Source organism: Oceanobacter sp. 5_MG-2023 (assembly GCF_030548165.1).
GTDB lineage: Bacteria > Pseudomonadota > Gammaproteobacteria > Pseudomonadales > Oceanobacteraceae > Oceanobacter.
Map to the genome: position 1 here is coordinate 1 of NZ_JAUORS010000008.1, position 15335 is coordinate 15335.

Genomic DNA, 15335 nt, shown 5'->3' on the forward strand with positions numbered 1-15335 from the left:
TGCTGGTCATCAGACACCTCGTTTATGGTGGCGATATTACCACCTACGTTGGTGTCCGGAATCATTGAACCACTACAGTGGTTTGCAATCCATTTGTCCAAATAGCTGCGTTTAAGCAGCCTATTTATTGAACTCAATCTCCTGCAATTCTCCAGGGCTGAGCGAGACGGCTCCGACGACTTCCCTGTTTCGAATACCGCCAGACCAGCGTTTGGGATTCAGACTCTTTGTTCGTTTATAAACTGCTTCACGTTTGGCTAACAGCTCTGTATCAATGCCCTGATGCTGTTGTGCAGGTGTCATTAAGTGAACGCCGCTATGCCGATGTTCTATAAGCGTCCGGTAATCCCATCTTGAGCCTGTCGCTACCGCCGTCAGGATGGAGGGTGTTCATAGTTCTGTGTCACCCATTACTTACAGATCCACGTAGCTGTCGATCCGTCCTTCGAAGTGGATGCTCAGCTGCGACAGCGTCAGGTTCCAGAATTGCTCTGGATAACGGGCTTAACGCCAACATGGTCCGGCGCTGGATCATCGAGGTACCGAAAGCGCCTGTGCACCTGAATGCGTGCCGGTCAATCTGCCAGCAGCAGCCTCTGCACAGGGCAATCCATCCGTTTCAGACAAGCGTAGCACCATCCGCATCGAGATTCCCCGCGCCAGCGGTGCGGTAGTGCTGGAATCGCAGCTGTTGTTCAAACCAGAGCAGAGGCCATTATTACTTTCAATCTGAAGGATTTTTCTGATGATGCGCTTCTGCTCGGGTGTCAGAGCTTTGGATGTGGGCGTTTTATCACATTCATTACCCAAGAAGCTATTCAATATTCTGGATCTGCTCGCGCATCTGTTCTATCAGTACTTTCATCTCAATGGCCGCTTGTGTTGTGGTGGTGGTCAGGGATTTGGAAGACAGGGTGTTAGCCTCGCGATTCAGCTCTTGCATCATAAAATCAAGACGGCGGCCAACAGGCTCTGTGCGTTGCAGGATATTTTGGGTTTCCTGAATGTGGGTGCGCAGTCGGTCGAGTTCTTCGGTAACGTCGGCCTTTTGCGCCAGTATCACCATTTCTTGCTCCAGGCGTTCCGGATTGGCGCTGCCTCTGCGTGCCCCCAGCATATCGGCCAGACGTTGTTGCAGTTGCTGGTGGTGGCTGGTGAGGGCTTCGGGCAGGTGGGCTTCTACGGTCGCGACCAGTGTATCCATGGCAATAAGTCGCTGCTGAATCAGTGATGCCAGGCTGAGGCCTTCCTGGGCGCGGCTGTGGCTGAGGTTGGTCAGGCAGTCGTCAAAGGCTTGCAGGGTGATCTGCTGTATTGCCTGGGTATCGACCGGAGGGGTCTTCATAAGGCCGGGCCACTGCAGGATATCGAGCAGGTTGGCAGGAGCGGCATCGGGGATCTTGGTGGCGATGGTGTCGAGAGTGCGGCTGAGGTTTTCTAACAGCCGTTCGTTAATATTCAGTGCGCTTTGTTGCTGATTTGGTTGTAGTCGTAGCTGGCACTCGACTTTGCCGCGACCCAGCTGTTTCTTTAACCGTTCACGCAGTGCTGGTTCCAGTTCACGAAAGTTGTCGGGCAGGCGTAACTGTGGTTCCAGGTAGCGGTGGTTGACGGATCGAATTTCCCAGACAATCTGCCCAGCGGGAGTGTCAGCCTGTTGGCGGGCAAAGGCTGTCATACTGTAAACCATGGAATTGCTCCGTAAGTGAGTAACCGGTAGAGCGGTGGTGGCCAGATACCCCTGCCATGTCGTTATAATGCCGCCCCATCAAGATATTTTAAGCACAGAAGAGGAAATTGTATGAGACCCAGTGGTCGTGCTCCTGATCAACTCCGCGAAGTTCGTATTACTCGCCATTACACCAAACACGCGGAAGGTTCTGTGCTGGTTGAATGCGGTGATACAAAAGTGATTTGTACCGCCAGTGTGGAAACCAATGTGCCGCCGTTTTTGCGTGGCAAGGGCCAGGGGTGGGTGACGGCGGAGTACGGTATGCTGCCGCGTTCAACCGGTTCGCGCATGATACGTGAAGCGGCCAAGGGCAAGCAGCAGGGCCGTACGGTAGAAATCTCTCGCCTGATTGGCCGCAGCCTGCGTGCTGCTGTGGATATGAAGGCCTTGGGTGAAAATACCATCGCCATTGATTGTGATGTGATCCAGGCCGATGGTGGCACTCGTACGGCGTCGATCACCGGCGCGTGTGTTGCCATGGTGGATGCCATCAACTGGTTGAAACAAAAGGGCAAACTCAAGGGAGAGCCTCTGAAGCACATGATCGCGGCGGTTTCTGTGGGGGTTTATAAGGGCGAGCCGGTGCTGGATCTGGATTACCCGGAAGACTCCGCCGCTGAAACCGACATGAACGTAATCATGACGTCGAATGGCGGCTTTGTGGAAGTGCAGGGAACTGCCGAAGGTAATACCTTCACCCGTGATGAGCTGAACGCCATGCTGGCGCTGGCAGAGAAAGGCATTAATGAGCTGTCTGATCTGCAGATTGCAGCATTGAACGGCTGATCTTGCCTGGGCGATATATCCACAGGGGATATCGCCCGAATGGTTTTATTCAGATGATGACTCTGAAAACACAAAAAAGCCCGCGCACGGTCGCGGGCTTTTTTGTGCCTGGCGTTTGTTGCGCTGCTGCCAGGGCGATTATTCGTCGTCGAATTCGTACTCGATCATCACCGCGGCGTGATCACCAAATTGCAGGCTGTTTTCGATTTTGGCATCGACAACGTATTGGCGAACACCGGGGCTGCAAATCTGGTAGTCCTTGCGCCAGCCATTCTGGTTGCGACGGGCGCATTCGGCATCTGGCCACCAGGTGAACTGGTTTTCGCCAAAATTGGCTTCGCGGAAGGCGTCAACGTAACCGACCGGGCCAAAGATCTGGTCAAACCAGGCGCGTTCTTCCGGCAGGAATCCGGGCTTGTTCTGGTTGGATTGCCAATCGGCCAGGTCGACGGTTTTATGAGCGGCTTCAAAATTGCCGCAAATAATAAACTCGCGACGCTTGCGGCGATTTTTTTGCAAATGCTCCAGAAACGATTTCTGGAAGGCCAGCTTGTCGTCGAGGTTGTTAAAGACATCAACGGATGGAAACAGGATGGAGCCAACACTGACGTGCGGGAAGTCGGCCTGGATATAGCGGCCTTGCATATCGCACTGAGGGAACGCCAGGCCGGTCATGATGGCCTTGGGAACCTCTTTGGTGAGAATGGCAACACCTGAATAGTCATCCGCCTCTGCATCAAAAAAGTAGGCGTTAAAATCTCGCGGGTAAACGACATCGTCAGAAAGCTGATATTCTTTTGCGCGCAGATTCTGGATGGCGACGACATCGGCGTCGGCCATGCTCAGCCATGCATACAGGCCCTTATCTACTGCCTGTTGCAGCCCGTCTACCTGTAAAGTGATAACTCGCATACGTGGTTCCCAACTAGTGAAGCGTGTATCATAACCCATCAATCTAAGTGCGGGTAAACTGAGGCAATATTTGGTTGTGAGTTGTCTCACTTGTTGTACTTGTCTGGTGTCCGGTGAGGCGGTGCATTAGGTCGGTAGCGCTCTGACCTGCACTTGCTTTCCTATTGACTGTCGACCAGTTCCTGCCATTGCATTATTCGTTCCATTTATATTAGTTCCCTTTTCAGGATGCGATATGAAAGCCTATCAACAAGAATTTATCGAATTCGCTATTCAGCAGGGTGTCCTGAAGTTTGGTGAGTTTACGCTAAAGTCGGGTCGAATCAGCCCTTATTTCTTTAATGCCGGGTTGTTTAACAGCGGTTTGGCCCTTGCTCGCCTGGGGCGTTTTTACGCTGCCGCACTGGAAGATGCTGGTTTGCAGTACGATGTGGTGTTTGGCCCGGCGTACAAAGGTATTCCTCTGGCGGCAGCCATGACCGTGGCGCTGGCCAATGACTACCAGAAAGACGTGCCTTATGTGTTTAATCGCAAGGAAGCCAAGGCCCATGGCGAAGGCGGTAATCTGGTGGGTGCGCCTTTGGCGGGCCGTGTGGTCATTGTCGACGATGTGATTACTGCTGGAACGGCTATTCGGGAAGTCATGACCCTGATCGCTGGTACTGAGGGTGCAACGGCGGCAGCGGCCCTGATTGCGCTGGATCGCCAGGAGAAAGGCCAGGGTGAGTTGTCTGCGATCCAGGAAGTAGAACGGGACTTCGATATCAAGGTGGCCAGTATCGTGACCCTGAATCAGGTGCTGGACTATGTGGCGACCCAGGATGATCTGAAAAACCACGCGTCTGCTATCGAAGCGTATCGGGCGCAATACGGGGTGTGCTGATGCTGGGATACTTGAACGGTAAACAATGGCTTGCTCGTAGTCGCTTGCTGGTTGCGCTATTGGGTTCTTTGCTGGCATCGGAAGTTGTTGCCGCCAAGTTGTATCGTTTCAAGGTCGATGGTCAGACGGTGCTGCGGGACCGAATACCGGCTGAGCTGGTGGGCCAGGGCTACGAGGTGCTGGGCAGTAACGGTATGGTGCTGGAAGTGGTTGCTCCTGCACCAACAGAAGAAGAGCTGGTTATCCGGCGCGCCAGAGAAGCGGCTGAGCTGCAACGACAAGAGCAAATTGCCCAGCAAAAAGAAGCGGATATCAATCTGCTGCGGTTGTACGAGCAGCCATCGGATGTTGAACGGGCCAGGCTGCGCAAGTCAGAAGAAGTCGCGACCTATATCACCTTGCAGGAACGTCGCCAGCAAGCGTTGGAAGAAAAGCTGCAAGTGGCACAGCAGCAGGCTGAGCGCTTTACCAGTAAAGGTGATCCGGTCCCTGAGGATATTCAGGACGAAGTGGACGAGATCGCTGATGTGATTGCCGACAGCCAACGGGATATCCGGGATCGTCGTGCTGAGTTAGGGCGTATTACCCGGGATTATGCGGAGCAGTATGAGCGCATACGCATTCTGCAGGTTTATCCGCCAGGTACTTTGTACGACGAGGTGGATTTTGACCGGGTTGATCGTTTTATCAAGGCCACTCCTCCCGTCAGCCGCTAGGCCAGCTGGCTTGGCGTCCCTGCTGTTGAGTCTTCCGTCCGTTTATTCCGTCTATGCCGTTGCCGTTTATTCAGTAGGTCGGAATGTGCTTTGCCCGCAATAACTGGCTTTGTAACAGCGGCCACTGTTCATCCCAATAGGCGGTGGGTTTCAGGGCAAATTCCGTCCGTACAAACTGACGGATCTTGCCTTCGACCACAGCCGTCAACAAGTTGGCCAGCGCACTGGCCGTGTGCTGTGGCAGCTTGTCTTCACGCAATTCGGCTTCCCGGATGATTTGTCGGAACTGGGTGTCCAGCCGTTCAAAAAACTGCTGGATACGCTGACGCAGGCGCTCGGTTTCTCCCGCCAGGGCATCACCAGACAACAAGCGGCACATGCCGGGGTTGCGTTCAGCAAATGTCAGCAACAGCATCAGGGTGTGCTGGCAGCGCGCTTCAGCGGTGTCGATGTCTTGCAGGATCAGGTTGATACGGCTGAAAATTGTTTCTTCTATAAAAATAATCAGCCCTTCAAACATCTTTGCCTTGCTGGGGAAGTGGCGATACAGCGCCGCTTCTGAGACGCCCACCTCTTTTGCCAGATTGGCGGTGGTGATTCTGGCCCCAGGCTGGGTTTCCAGCATATGCACCAGAGCCTGAAGTATCTGGTCCTTGCGGGATAGCTTGTTTTCCGCCTGTGCCATGAATCCTCCTGTCAGCCTTTGCGGTTGGTAATCAGAGTGCCCACACCTTCATCAGTGAACAGTTCCAGCAGGGTCGAGTGTGCCACGCGTCCATCAATAATATGGGCGCTGGTGACGCCAGCATGGACGGCATCCAGCGCACATTGGATCTTGGGTAACATGCCACCGTAGATGGTACCGTCAGCAATCAGGTCGTCGACTTGCCGGGTAGTCAGACCGGTAAGGATATTGTTCTGCTTGTCCATCAAACCGGCGATATTGGTTAATAGAATCAGTTTTTCGGCCTTGAGTACTTCCGCGACCTTACCGGCAACCAAATCGGCGTTGATGTTGTAGGAGCGACCTTCTGAGTCGACACCAATCGGTGCAATAACCGGAATAAAATCACTGTCATTGAGCATGTCCAACACCTTGGTGTTGATACTGGCGACTTCACCAACGTGGCCGATGTCGATGATTTCCGGTTTTTCCAGATCCGGAGAAGCCCGGGTCACATGCAGCTTGCGAGCGTGCAGCAGCTGGCCATCCTTACCGGTCAGGCCAATGGCATCACCACCGTTCTGGTTGATCAGGTTGACGATGTCTTTGTTGACCAAGCCACCCAGTACCATTTCGACCACGTCCATGGTTTCGCTGGTGGTCACGCGCATGCCGTTAACAAAGTGGCTTTCGATATTGAGTTTGGTCAGCAACTCGCCAATTTGTGGCCCGCCGCCGTGCACCACAACCGGGTTGATGCCAACCAGTTTCAGCATCACCATATCGCGGGCAAAGCTGTTTTTCAGATGTTCGTCGATCATGGCATTGCCGCCGTATTTGACGACAATGGTTTTGCCTACAAAGCGTTGCAGGTAGGGCAGGGCCTGACTCAGAACGTTGACGGTTTGGATAGCGTCATCGCGGTTCAGCGGCATGGTGGGGCTCCATCGGGTGCAGGGCAAGGCCGATCACTCAATCGGCCCTGCAGTATGAGTATGGTTCAGGTTATTGGCAATCGGGCAGTATAGCCTGACCCGATTGGCGCTCGCTATGGATGGCTCAGTGGCGGCCAGAGTGGCCAAAACCACCGCTGCCGCGTTCTGTTGCCGTAAAGTCTTCTACTTGCTGGAGCCGGGCTTGTACCACGGGGACCAGCACCAGCTGTGCCAGACGTTCGCCGACATTCAGCGTGAACGGTTCGGTGCCACGATTCCAGCAGGATACCATGAGCGGGCCCTGGTAATCGGAGTCAATCAGACCGACCAGATTGCCCAGTACGATGCCATGTTTGTGGCCCAGGCCTGAGCGCGGCAGCAGCACGGCAGCGAGACCGGGATCATCGATATAAATCGCCACTCCGGTGGGAATCAGTACGGTCTGGCCGGGTTCGATAACCAGGCTGTCGGTTTCGATGCAGGCGCGTAAGTCCAGCCCTGCTGATCCGCTGGTGGCGTATTCTGGCAGTGGAATGGCCTCGCCGAGGCGCGGGTCGAGAATTTTGAATTGCAAGGTATGCACTGTAGCGGCTTCCTGTTGGTTTATGAGTGGCATCGGCGGGCTGTTATTGCGCCTTGAGCTGCTGGGCGATCGCTGCGATCAGTTGCCGCGCCAGCAGGGTTTTGTTCATGACGTCAAATTCGGTCGTACCGTGGCGGCTGTACAGCGTGACAGCATTATTTTCGGCACCGAAGCCAATATCCTGACGCGAGACATCGTTGGCAATGATCATATCGAGATTTTTGCGCTCGAGTTTGTCGCGGGCGTAACTGTCGACGTCGTGGGTTTCGGCGGCAAAACCAACGCTAAACGGCCGTTGTGGATGATGGGCCACGGTGGCGATAATATCGGGGTTCTTGACCAGCGTTAGCTGGATCTCGTCACCGGCTTTCTTGATCTTCTGTTCCGCTACCGCCGCCGGCCGGTAGTCGGCCACGGCGGCGCTGGCAATAAAAACGTCACATTGACCCAGCGTCGCTAATGACGCCGTCAGCATGTCAGTGGCCGATGTGACCGGCACCAGGGTGATCCGCTCGGGTACGGGCAGGCTGACCGGGCCGGAGATCAGTGTAACTTGCGCTCCGGCTTCCAGTGCCGCCTGGGCCAGTGCATAACCCATTTTACCAGAGCTGTGGTTGCTGATGTAACGCACCGGGTCGAGCGCTTCGCGGGTTGGTCCGGCCGTGATGACCACCTGCTTGCCCGCCAGGGTACCACTAACAAAACGGTCGGCCAGTTGTTGGGCAATCGCTTCGGGTTCGAGCATTCGGCCGAGGCCAATATCGCCACAGGCTTGGGCCCCGCTGCCGGGTCCAAACAGAGCCAATGCATCGCCGCGCAGCCGTGCCAATGTCGAGAGATTGTTCTTGGTCGTGGCGGCGGCCCACATTTGCTGATTCATCGCCGGTGCCAGGCAGAGCGGTGCTGAGCTGGCCAGACAGACGGTGGTCAGCAAGTCATCCCCCATACCGGCGGCAAGGCGGGCAATCAGGTCGGCACTGGCCGGTGCAATCAGGATGGTATCAGCCCAGCGTGCCAGTTCGATGTGACCCATACCGGCTTCGGCAGTCTCATCCAGCAAGGCGTGGTGCACCGGATTACCGGAGAGGGCCTGCAGCGTCAGCGGGGTGATAAATTCCATCGCACCAGCGGTCATAATGACTCGAACAGTGGCACCGGCCTTGGTCAGAGTGCGTACCAGTTCGGCGGATTTGTAGGCAGCAATGCCGCCGCTGATACCGAGCAAAATACGTTTGTTGGCTAATTGCAGCATGGAGAGCTCGTCAGTACTGGGGTAAAATTGGCGTCAGTATAACGCACAGGTGAAACGAAGGAGCCTCGTATCATAATGGCACCCGGAAGGTGACGGCACGATGACAGATGCTGTGCCCGTCAGGTGGTTGAATGAGCGAAGCATAACAGCACTGCAAGGAGGCAGATAATGGCAATCAGGGATTGGCCAGAGCAGGAACGTCCACGGGAAAAACTGTTGGCTCAGGGAGCGGCGTCGCTGTCGGATGCCGAGTTGCTGGCGATATTTTTACGTACCGGGGTCAAAGGCAAAAGTGCCGTGGATTTGTCGCGGGAGTTGCTGGCGGAGTTTGGTGGTTTACGGCCGCTCTTGATGGCAAGTGAAAAGCGTTTTTGCCAGCCTCTGGGGTTGGGGTCGGCCAAGTTTGCGCTGTTACAAGCCGTGCTGGAAATGGCTCGCCGTCATCTGGCGGAGCAGCTGCAAAAAGGTGATGCCCTGACCAGCCCGGAATTGACCCGGCGTTATTTGTCAGCACAGATCCGGGATCTCGATCATGAGGTGTTTGCGTGTCTGTTTCTGGATAACCAGAACCGGGTTATCCAGTACAAGGAGCTGTTTCAGGGCACCATTGATGGTGCGTCGGTGTACCCGCGTGAGGTGGTGAAGCAGGCGCTGGCCTACGGTGCTGCTGCCGTGATCTTTACTCATAATCACCCCTCCGGTGTGGCGGAGCCAAGCCGGGCGGACCGGCATATTACCGACAAGTTGCAGCAGGCTCTGGGGCTGGTGGATATCCGGGTGCTGGACCATATCGTGGTGGGTGATGGCGAAGAAGTGTCCTTTGCCGAGCGAGGCTGGATCTGACCTGAGAGCGACAGGCGCAGGTGTTTCAGGGCGGTAAAACGACGATTTCGGGTCGCCAGGTTCCGTACAAAAAATAAACTTCGGCTTGCGCTGTGTTTGTGGTTTTGGTATAAAGCGCAACTCTTTTCAGCCAGGGCCTATCTGGTGTCGCTTGTAAAAGCGCTCCAAGCCCACGGTTGCTAACGAAATTCAGATTGATCGATACAGTTAAGAATCGGGGCTAGATCCATGTCTAAGGTTTGTCAGGTAACAGGAAAAGGTCCTGTTTCCGGGAATAATGTTTCCCACTCAAATACCAAAACCAAGCGCCGTTTTTTACCCAACTTGCAATATCACCGTTTTTGGGTAGAAAGCGAAAGCCGTTTTGTTCGTCTGCGTGTATCAACTAAAGGTATGCGTATCATCGACAAGAAAGGCATCGATCCGGTGCTGGCCGAGCTGCGTGCTCGCGGCGAGAAATTCTAAGGAGACTGATTATGCCACGCGATAAAATCCGTCTGGTGTCCAGTGCCGGTACCGGTCACTTCTACACTACAGACAAGAACAAGCGCACCATGCCTGAGAAAATGGAAATCAAGAAATTTGATCCCGTTGTTCGCAAGCATGTGATGTACAAGGAAGCCAAGATCAAGTAATTGATTCTTCCTGTACAGGCTTGAAAACCCGGTTATAGCTTAGGCTATCCGGGTTTTTTTATGTCTGGCGTTTGCTGTCGAGAGCTTTGTGCGCTCTGTTTGCGGTTTATATTTGATACTGTCAGAGCGGCCTCTGCAGGCTGTCTGTTTGCCGCGGTGCCAGAACATCATGCCCAACAACCGTCCAACAACCATGTCAAAACATTATGTTAAAACACTATGCCAGAGCTTCCTGAAGTAGAAACCACTTTGCGGGGTATTACCCCTTACCTGCTCAATCAGACCATTGAGAATGTCGTGGTGCGCCAGTCGCGCTTGCGCTGGCCGGTGGCCGATGAGATATCAGCATTGACGGGCCAGCAGGTGACGGGCTTGAGTCGCCGGGGCAAGTACTTGCTGTTGCAGTTTGACGCCGGGACAGCGGTCTGGCATCTGGGTATGTCGGGGTCGTTGCGACTGGTGAAGGCCGAAGAAGATCCGCGGATTCATGATCATATTGACTGGGTGTTAGGTAACGGCTGGATCTTGCGTTATCACGACCCCAGACGCTTTGGCGCATTGCTATGGCAGGCACCTGATACCGTGTTAAGCCAGATAGCTTCCCTGGGGCCAGAGCCGTTATTGCCCGAGGCGGAGTCGGGGTTATCCGCTGCGTCGCTGTATCAGCGCAGCCGGGGCAAGAAGCAGGCAATCAAGCTGTTTATTATGGATAACCATACCATGGTAGGGGTGGGGAATATTTACGCCAATGAGAGCCTGTTTATGGCGGGTATCCGGCCAACAACAGCAGCAGGCAACATCAGCAAGCCCAGGTTCGAACGCTTGTTGGACTGTATTCGCCAGGTGCTGGGGCAAGCCATTGAGCAGGGGGGGACAACGCTGCGGGATTTCGTCAACAGTGATGGCAATCCCGGTTATTTTGCCCAGCAGTTGCAGGTCTATGGACGAGGTGGCAAGCCGTGTCGGGTGTGTGAGACGACCTTGAAGGAGATTCGTCAGGGTCAGCGGGCAACCGTGTATTGCCCGCTGTGTCAACGCCGCTAGACGGCGATGTGCACCGTCAGCAGACGGTGGGTTAGATGGAGAGGTTATTCAAGGTTGCCGCTGTTTTTGCGTTGCTCGACAAAGTACTGCATCAGGTTGCGGGTGGAATCATCGTGGTCGTTACGCACGTCGCCACTTTGCAGTTCGGGCAGGATATTTTTTGCCAGGGTTTTGCCCAGCTCAACGCCCCATTGGTCAAAAGAACAGATGTCCCAGATGGTACCGAGGATAAAAATCTTGTGCTCGTAGAGGGCAATCAAGGCACCCAGTGTGCGTGGGTTGAGCTGATCCAGCAGCAGGCTGTTGGTCGGGCGGTTGCCCTGGTGGATCTTATGGGGAATCAGGCGCTCGATATCGGCGCTCGACATGCCCTTGGCGGTCAGGTCCCGACGAATGTCGTCGGCATTGATACCACACATCAGGGCTTCGGTCTGGGCAAAGAAATTGGCCATCAGTTTTTCATGGTGGCCTTCCACGGGAGTGCTGCTTTCGATCGAACCGATAAAATCGGCCGGTACGACGGTACTGCCCTGGTGCAGGTATTGGTAAAAAGCATGCTGGCCATCAATCCCGAGCTGACCCCAAATAATCGACCCGGTGGTATAAGGAACAATATCGCCGTTACGGTCTACGGATTTGCCGTTGCTTTCCATTTCCGCTTGCTGCAGGTAGGCCGAGAATTTCTGCAATGGCCAGTCGTACGGCAAAATCGCCTGGCTGTGGCGGCCCATGAAGGTGCTGTTCCATAAGGCCGTCAGGGCCAGCCACATGGGGGCGTTGCGCTCTAATGGTTCATTGCGGAAGTGCAGGTCCATATCATGTGCACCCTGCAACAATTCTTCAAACTGTCTGAAGCCGAGATACAGGGCGATGGGCAAGCCAATGGCAGACCATAATGAAAAGCGGCCACCAACCCAATCCCACATCTGGAAGGTGTTTTCCAGTTTGATGCCAAAGGCTTTGACGGCTTCGGCGTTGCTGGAGACGGCAACAAAGTGCTGCGCCACGGCGCGGCTGTCGAACGAGGATGCCATCAGCCAGTTACGGGCGGTCTGGGCATTGGTCATGGTTTCGGCGGTGGTGAAGGTTTTGGACGCCACCACAAACAATACCCGCTCCGGGTTGAGTCCTTTCAGCACATTGGCGATTTCCATGCCATCGACATTGGACACAAAGTGGATCTTGATCTGGTCGTCGGCATAGGGCTTGAGCGCCTGGGTTACCATGCGTGGGCCAAGGTCAGAACCACCAATACCAATGTTGACTACATCGGTAATGCGTTTGCCGGAATGGCCGCGCCAGCGGCCCTTGCGAACGGCATTAACAAACACCCGGATACGCTTGAGTTCATGCTCAATGACAGGCATGACATCTTCACCATCGACATACACCGGCGAGTGCCCGCGATTACGCAAGGCGGTATGCAGCACCGCCCGGTCTTCGGTGACATTGATATGTTCGCCGTTGAACATATCGTCGCGACATTTTTCCAGATCACATTGACGCGCCAATGCCAGCAGGTGCTGGAAGGTTTCGTCGTCGATGGGGTTCTTGGAGATATCCAGCAAGATGTTCTGGACCTTGAGAGAATACTTGTCAAAACGTTCCGGGTCATCAAACAGTGATTGGATCGGGGTTTCAAGTGCTGGTTCGACGCGCTTTTGGAGGGCTTGCCAGGCGGGTAGTTGGGTAACGGCGGACATTGGTATTCCTTGTCTGTCTTACGGTAAACGGATTAAATGAATTGTTATTGATCGTTGTGACAACAAAACGACGCAGGGTACAGGTCGCCATTCTGTTGTCTGTCACAGGTATTGGTTGGGCACGGGTTTTAGCCGCGCAGGTTGCTGGCGCTTCTGGCCAGTTCGCGAATGGCATCCCAGTCTTTGGCTGCAATCAGCTCATCCGGTGTCAGCCAGGTACCGCCGACACACATAACGTTACCAAGGCTCAGGTAATCGTTGGCATTACCGGGACGAATGCCTCCTGTCGGGCAAAAGCGCACTTCTGGAAACGGTCCGGCAATGGACTTCAGAATGGCCGTGCCACCGGCGGCAGCGGCGGGAAAGAACTTGAAGCGGCGGTAGCCAAAATCCATCGCCGTCATCATCTCCGAGACCGTCTGGATACCCGGTACCATGGGAATATTGGCAGCAATCGCACCAGCCAGCAGTGCCGGTGTGGCGCCAGGGGTAAAAACAAATTCACTACCGGCGTCAATGGCTGCCTGCAGATTGGCCGTATTGGTGACGGTACCCGCTCCCACCCGAGCTTCGGGAACGTGTTCAGCAATGGCGCGGATGGCATCCAGTGCGGCGTCACTGCGCAGAGTGATTTCCAGAACCGGCAAACCGCCATCCACCAGTGCTTGAGCCAGGGGTACGGCATCTTCCAGGTGTTCAATCTTTAGAACCGGAATCACCGGTGCCAGAGCGACCAGATCATCAATTTGCGAGATAAACGTAGCGGGATAATTGCTTGTGGTCATAACAACTCCTTGTGCGCGACTGTGAGCCAGGATTGCATCAATCATACAGATTCGATGTGACAAGTGCTGGTATCTGGCCGCCCTGACATATGTGGAAACCCCAGCTATCAGGGGTTCGAGTGATTATTACTGTTTTTATGCAATATACGCTCCCGGAATAGCAGGATGAATGCTGATACCGACAGTACAATGAATTCATCATATTGCCTCGCTCACCGGGTTGCGCGACTGCCTCCTCTCGACTGTCCAGTTTGCTTGGTGAGTACCGGTTCGGAGGCAATGACGCTTGACGCCCAGCGGGATCAGAATTTTCTTAACGTCGGTGTCTGGTCTTGATAACGGGGCATCATCATGCCGAGATCGGCATTGATGTAGGTCGGATCGGCTACCAGGTAGCGTTTGCCTTCAAACCGCCAGCCGCTGCCGGTGATGGCGCTGTCGGTGGCGTTCATGGCAATGGCGGTGGCAACGTGGCCCGGTAACTCGACAATCAGCACATCAGCATCCAGCAGCTGTTGCGCCAGCCAGCCAAACAGAGCAGCGCGGTCTTCGCAGTCGGAGTAAGGGTAGTGCAGGGTTTCCAGCGGGAACAGGTAGTTCTCGCTCTGAAACTGCTCGGCGTCGGTTTCATAACGGAAACCGGTTTGCACCAACCGTAGCAGGTAGTTGATTTTGCTCTGACGGTCGTTCAGTCGGGCCAGTCGAGGCCGTAATTGATCCAGTAATTGCTGGGCCGTAACGGCTGGTAATCCGGCCTGAAAGTAGCCTGGCAGTGCCAGTTGCGGGTAGGTGGCCAGATAAGCGCTGTAGTCGGCAGGGTAACTGACCTGAAGGGATTCAGTCTGGCCTTGCCAGCGAAAGCTGAGCGTTCGTGTTTCTTCGCCGCCACCAGGTACAAAGCGGTATGGATCGCTAAAACCGATGGGGCGTGAGCCCAGTTCATGAGTACCCTGATAGGTTTTGACGGTCCCCAGTCCCAGTGGTTGCTCGCCGGGTTGAATGGCGTAATAACGCTGCTGGTCAAGCTCAAAATAGGTGACGCCGTAGAGCTTTTCTTGGGCCGGTAGCAGCAGGTGAATTTGCTGGTCGTAGGCGACTCTGGCATCAAAACCGGCTTTGACCAGTAAAAACCAGCAGTTCAGTACCTGACTGTTGGGGTCATCATGCAGGGCGTGAGCAAATTGGCTGAACAGCACGGCGGTAGCCCAGTCGTTTAATTGCCAGTCACTGGCCGCGGCTGTTAGCGCATCGACAAGCGATTGATGTTGACTGCTGGCGAGTTGCTGCCAGTAAGTGGCAATACGTTTGTTATCAGGGCGACCGCTGAATGTCTGTTTGAAACCATCGGGAATCTCGACACTGAGACTGCGTCCATAAAACGTCAGTTGTACGGTATTGGGATTGGCTGGCAATGATTCCGGTGGGATAACCGCGGGCCGGGGTGTCGAAGGGGGTAATGGCGCCACCACGACGGGTGGCGGGAGCGGTTCACTGGTGGGCCGGGCTGGTTCTGGTGTATCGACCGGGGCCGGGCGGGCAACCGGCAGAGTATCCGGCTTGGGTTCCGGATCTCGTTGTTGTGCCGGTTCAACCTCGACGTCTTTCCAGCGCTGGTTGAGGAAGGTTAGAAAAGCGCGGTCATTTTTATCCAGATAGGACTGATAATTGTCCTGGGTCTGCTGTAACCACTGTTGGTATTCATTGGTTTGTGTCGGGGTGGCGGCCAGTGACCAGGCACTGGTCATCAAGGTGACGACAGCAACAAAGCCGCGTAAACCTTGCTGGAATCTGACGTTCATGGCACTTGCCCTCTCAGTTAAGTTACCTGAGCCGTTGTCGGGGGATGGAACCAACACAGCAGA

Annotated in this window: 17 protein-coding genes; 7 read left to right on the forward strand and 10 right to left on the reverse strand. The window is 54.7% G+C overall.

The features are described from left to right. Window positions 1–120: 120 nt before the first annotated feature. Entirely contained in the window at window positions 121–303 is a 183-nt protein-coding gene (locus tag Q4551_RS06980) for a hypothetical protein (RefSeq protein ID WP_303432741.1), read from the reverse strand. A 511-nt stretch (window positions 304–814) separates the two neighbouring features. Next, window positions 815–1690 (reverse strand): YicC/YloC family endoribonuclease, encoded by an 876-nt coding sequence (locus tag Q4551_RS06985; protein ID WP_303432742.1) that lies wholly within the window; start codon window positions 1688–1690, stop codon window positions 815–817. A gap of 111 nt (window positions 1691–1801) precedes the next feature. On the opposite strand from Q4551_RS06985, the gene rph reads away from it, so the two are divergent. Next, entirely contained in the window at window positions 1802–2518 is a 717-nt protein-coding gene (rph, locus tag Q4551_RS06990; protein WP_303432744.1) for a ribonuclease PH, read from the forward strand. Between the two features lie 138 nt (window positions 2519–2656). Here the strand turns inward: rph and Q4551_RS06995 are convergent, their stop codons facing one another. After that, on the reverse strand, window positions 2657–3430 hold the full coding sequence (locus tag Q4551_RS06995) for an exodeoxyribonuclease III (protein WP_303432745.1): 774 nt from the start codon (window positions 3428–3430) through the stop codon (window positions 2657–2659). A 235-nt stretch (window positions 3431–3665) separates the two neighbouring features. Between Q4551_RS06995 and pyrE the strand changes: the two genes are divergently transcribed. Both pyrE and Q4551_RS07005 read left to right on the forward strand, forming a co-directional pair. Further along, window positions 3666–4313, forward strand: a complete 648-nt coding sequence (pyrE, locus tag Q4551_RS07000; protein ID WP_303432746.1) for an orotate phosphoribosyltransferase — start codon at window positions 3666–3668, stop codon at window positions 4311–4313. Then, window positions 4313–5029, forward strand: coding sequence for a hypothetical protein (locus Q4551_RS07005; protein ID WP_303432747.1), 717 nt, complete (start codon window positions 4313–4315; stop codon window positions 5027–5029). Before pyrE ends, Q4551_RS07005 begins: the two co-directional genes overlap by 1 nt. Window positions 5030–5099: 70 nt before the next feature. Here Q4551_RS07005 and slmA read toward each other — a convergent pair whose 3' ends face one another. From slmA to coaBC, 4 genes are all read right to left on the reverse strand, one after another. Next, window positions 5100–5714 carry a nucleoid occlusion factor SlmA gene (gene slmA / locus Q4551_RS07010; protein WP_303432748.1) on the reverse strand — a complete coding sequence of 205 codons (615 nt, stop codon included), beginning with the start codon at window positions 5712–5714 and terminating at the stop codon, window positions 5100–5102. 11 nt (window positions 5715–5725) lie between these two features. Beyond that, window positions 5726–6628: an acetylglutamate kinase gene (argB, locus tag Q4551_RS07015; RefSeq protein ID WP_303432749.1), complete on the reverse strand. Its 903-nt coding sequence runs from the start codon at window positions 6626–6628 to the stop codon at window positions 5726–5728. Between the two features lie 124 nt (window positions 6629–6752). After that, window positions 6753–7211, reverse strand: a complete 459-nt coding sequence (gene dut, locus Q4551_RS07020; protein WP_303432915.1) for a dUTP diphosphatase — start codon at window positions 7209–7211, stop codon at window positions 6753–6755. Window positions 7212–7254: 43 nt separating this feature from the next. Next, complete coding sequence (gene coaBC, locus Q4551_RS07025; RefSeq protein ID WP_303432750.1) at window positions 7255–8463, reverse strand: bifunctional phosphopantothenoylcysteine decarboxylase/phosphopantothenate--cysteine ligase CoaBC; 1209 nt, start codon at window positions 8461–8463, stop codon at window positions 7255–7257. Between the two features lie 168 nt (window positions 8464–8631). Here coaBC and radC point away from each other — a divergent pair, with 168 nt between their 5' ends. From radC to mutM, 4 genes are all read left to right on the forward strand, one after another. Then, entirely contained in the window at window positions 8632–9306 is a 675-nt protein-coding gene (radC, locus tag Q4551_RS07030; protein ID WP_303432751.1) for a DNA repair protein RadC, read from the forward strand. A gap of 228 nt (window positions 9307–9534) precedes the next feature. Then, the gene (gene rpmB / locus Q4551_RS07035; RefSeq protein ID WP_303432752.1) at window positions 9535–9771 is read left to right on the forward strand and encodes a 50S ribosomal protein L28; all 237 of its coding nucleotides are present in this window, start codon (window positions 9535–9537) and stop codon (window positions 9769–9771) included. 11 nt (window positions 9772–9782) lie between these two features. Continuing rightward, on the forward strand, window positions 9783–9941 hold the full coding sequence (gene rpmG / locus Q4551_RS07040) for a 50S ribosomal protein L33 (protein ID WP_036533854.1): 159 nt from the start codon (window positions 9783–9785) through the stop codon (window positions 9939–9941). 219 nt (window positions 9942–10160) lie between these two features. After that, complete coding sequence (mutM, locus tag Q4551_RS07045; protein ID WP_303432754.1) at window positions 10161–10985, forward strand: bifunctional DNA-formamidopyrimidine glycosylase/DNA-(apurinic or apyrimidinic site) lyase; 825 nt, start codon at window positions 10161–10163, stop codon at window positions 10983–10985. Between the two features lie 44 nt (window positions 10986–11029). Here the strand turns inward: mutM and pgi are convergent, their stop codons facing one another. From pgi to Q4551_RS07060, 3 genes are all read right to left on the reverse strand, one after another. Further along, window positions 11030–12688 carry a glucose-6-phosphate isomerase gene (gene pgi / locus Q4551_RS07050; RefSeq protein WP_303432755.1) on the reverse strand — a complete coding sequence of 553 codons (1659 nt, stop codon included), beginning with the start codon at window positions 12686–12688 and terminating at the stop codon, window positions 11030–11032. Window positions 12689–12816: 128 nt separating this feature from the next. After that, window positions 12817–13473, reverse strand: a complete 657-nt coding sequence (locus Q4551_RS07055) for a bifunctional 4-hydroxy-2-oxoglutarate aldolase/2-dehydro-3-deoxy-phosphogluconate aldolase (protein WP_303432756.1) — start codon at window positions 13471–13473, stop codon at window positions 12817–12819. A gap of 302 nt (window positions 13474–13775) precedes the next feature. Then, window positions 13776–15272 carry a hypothetical protein gene (locus Q4551_RS07060; protein ID WP_303432757.1) on the reverse strand — a complete coding sequence of 499 codons (1497 nt, stop codon included), beginning with the start codon at window positions 15270–15272 and terminating at the stop codon, window positions 13776–13778. Window positions 15273–15335: the final 63 nt, after the last annotated feature.

What these genes read in the sequence shown, in the direction of transcription:
- Q4551_RS06980 (WP_303432741.1), bottom strand. Translation starts at nt 303, where the DNA reads ATGACACCTGCACAACAGCATCAGGGCATTGATACAGAGCTGTTAGCC.
- Q4551_RS06985 (WP_303432742.1), bottom strand. Translation starts at nt 1,690, where the DNA reads ATGGTTTACAGTATGACAGCCTTTGCCCGCCAACAGGCTGACACTCCC.
- rph (WP_303432744.1), top strand. Translation starts at nt 1,802, where the DNA reads ATGAGACCCAGTGGTCGTGCTCCTGATCAACTCCGCGAAGTTCGTATT.
- Q4551_RS06995 (WP_303432745.1), bottom strand. Translation starts at nt 3,430, where the DNA reads ATGCGAGTTATCACTTTACAGGTAGACGGGCTGCAACAGGCAGTAGAT.
- pyrE (WP_303432746.1), top strand. Translation starts at nt 3,666, where the DNA reads ATGAAAGCCTATCAACAAGAATTTATCGAATTCGCTATTCAGCAGGGT.
- Q4551_RS07005 (WP_303432747.1), top strand. Translation starts at nt 4,313, where the DNA reads ATGCTGGGATACTTGAACGGTAAACAATGGCTTGCTCGTAGTCGCTTG.
- slmA (WP_303432748.1), bottom strand. Translation starts at nt 5,714, where the DNA reads ATGGCACAGGCGGAAAACAAGCTATCCCGCAAGGACCAGATACTTCAG.
- argB (WP_303432749.1), bottom strand. Translation starts at nt 6,628, where the DNA reads ATGCCGCTGAACCGCGATGACGCTATCCAAACCGTCAACGTTCTGAGT.
- coaBC (WP_303432750.1), bottom strand. Translation starts at nt 8,463, where the DNA reads ATGCTGCAATTAGCCAACAAACGTATTTTGCTCGGTATCAGCGGCGGC.
- radC (WP_303432751.1), top strand. Translation starts at nt 8,632, where the DNA reads ATGGCAATCAGGGATTGGCCAGAGCAGGAACGTCCACGGGAAAAACTG.
- rpmB (WP_303432752.1), top strand. Translation starts at nt 9,535, where the DNA reads ATGTCTAAGGTTTGTCAGGTAACAGGAAAAGGTCCTGTTTCCGGGAAT.
- rpmG (WP_036533854.1), top strand. Translation starts at nt 9,783, where the DNA reads ATGCCACGCGATAAAATCCGTCTGGTGTCCAGTGCCGGTACCGGTCAC.
- mutM (WP_303432754.1), top strand. Translation starts at nt 10,161, where the DNA reads ATGCCAGAGCTTCCTGAAGTAGAAACCACTTTGCGGGGTATTACCCCT.
- pgi (WP_303432755.1), bottom strand. Translation starts at nt 12,688, where the DNA reads ATGTCCGCCGTTACCCAACTACCCGCCTGGCAAGCCCTCCAAAAGCGC.
- Q4551_RS07055 (WP_303432756.1), bottom strand. Translation starts at nt 13,473, where the DNA reads ATGACCACAAGCAATTATCCCGCTACGTTTATCTCGCAAATTGATGAT.
- Q4551_RS07060 (WP_303432757.1), bottom strand. Translation starts at nt 15,272, where the DNA reads ATGAACGTCAGATTCCAGCAAGGTTTACGCGGCTTTGTTGCTGTCGTC.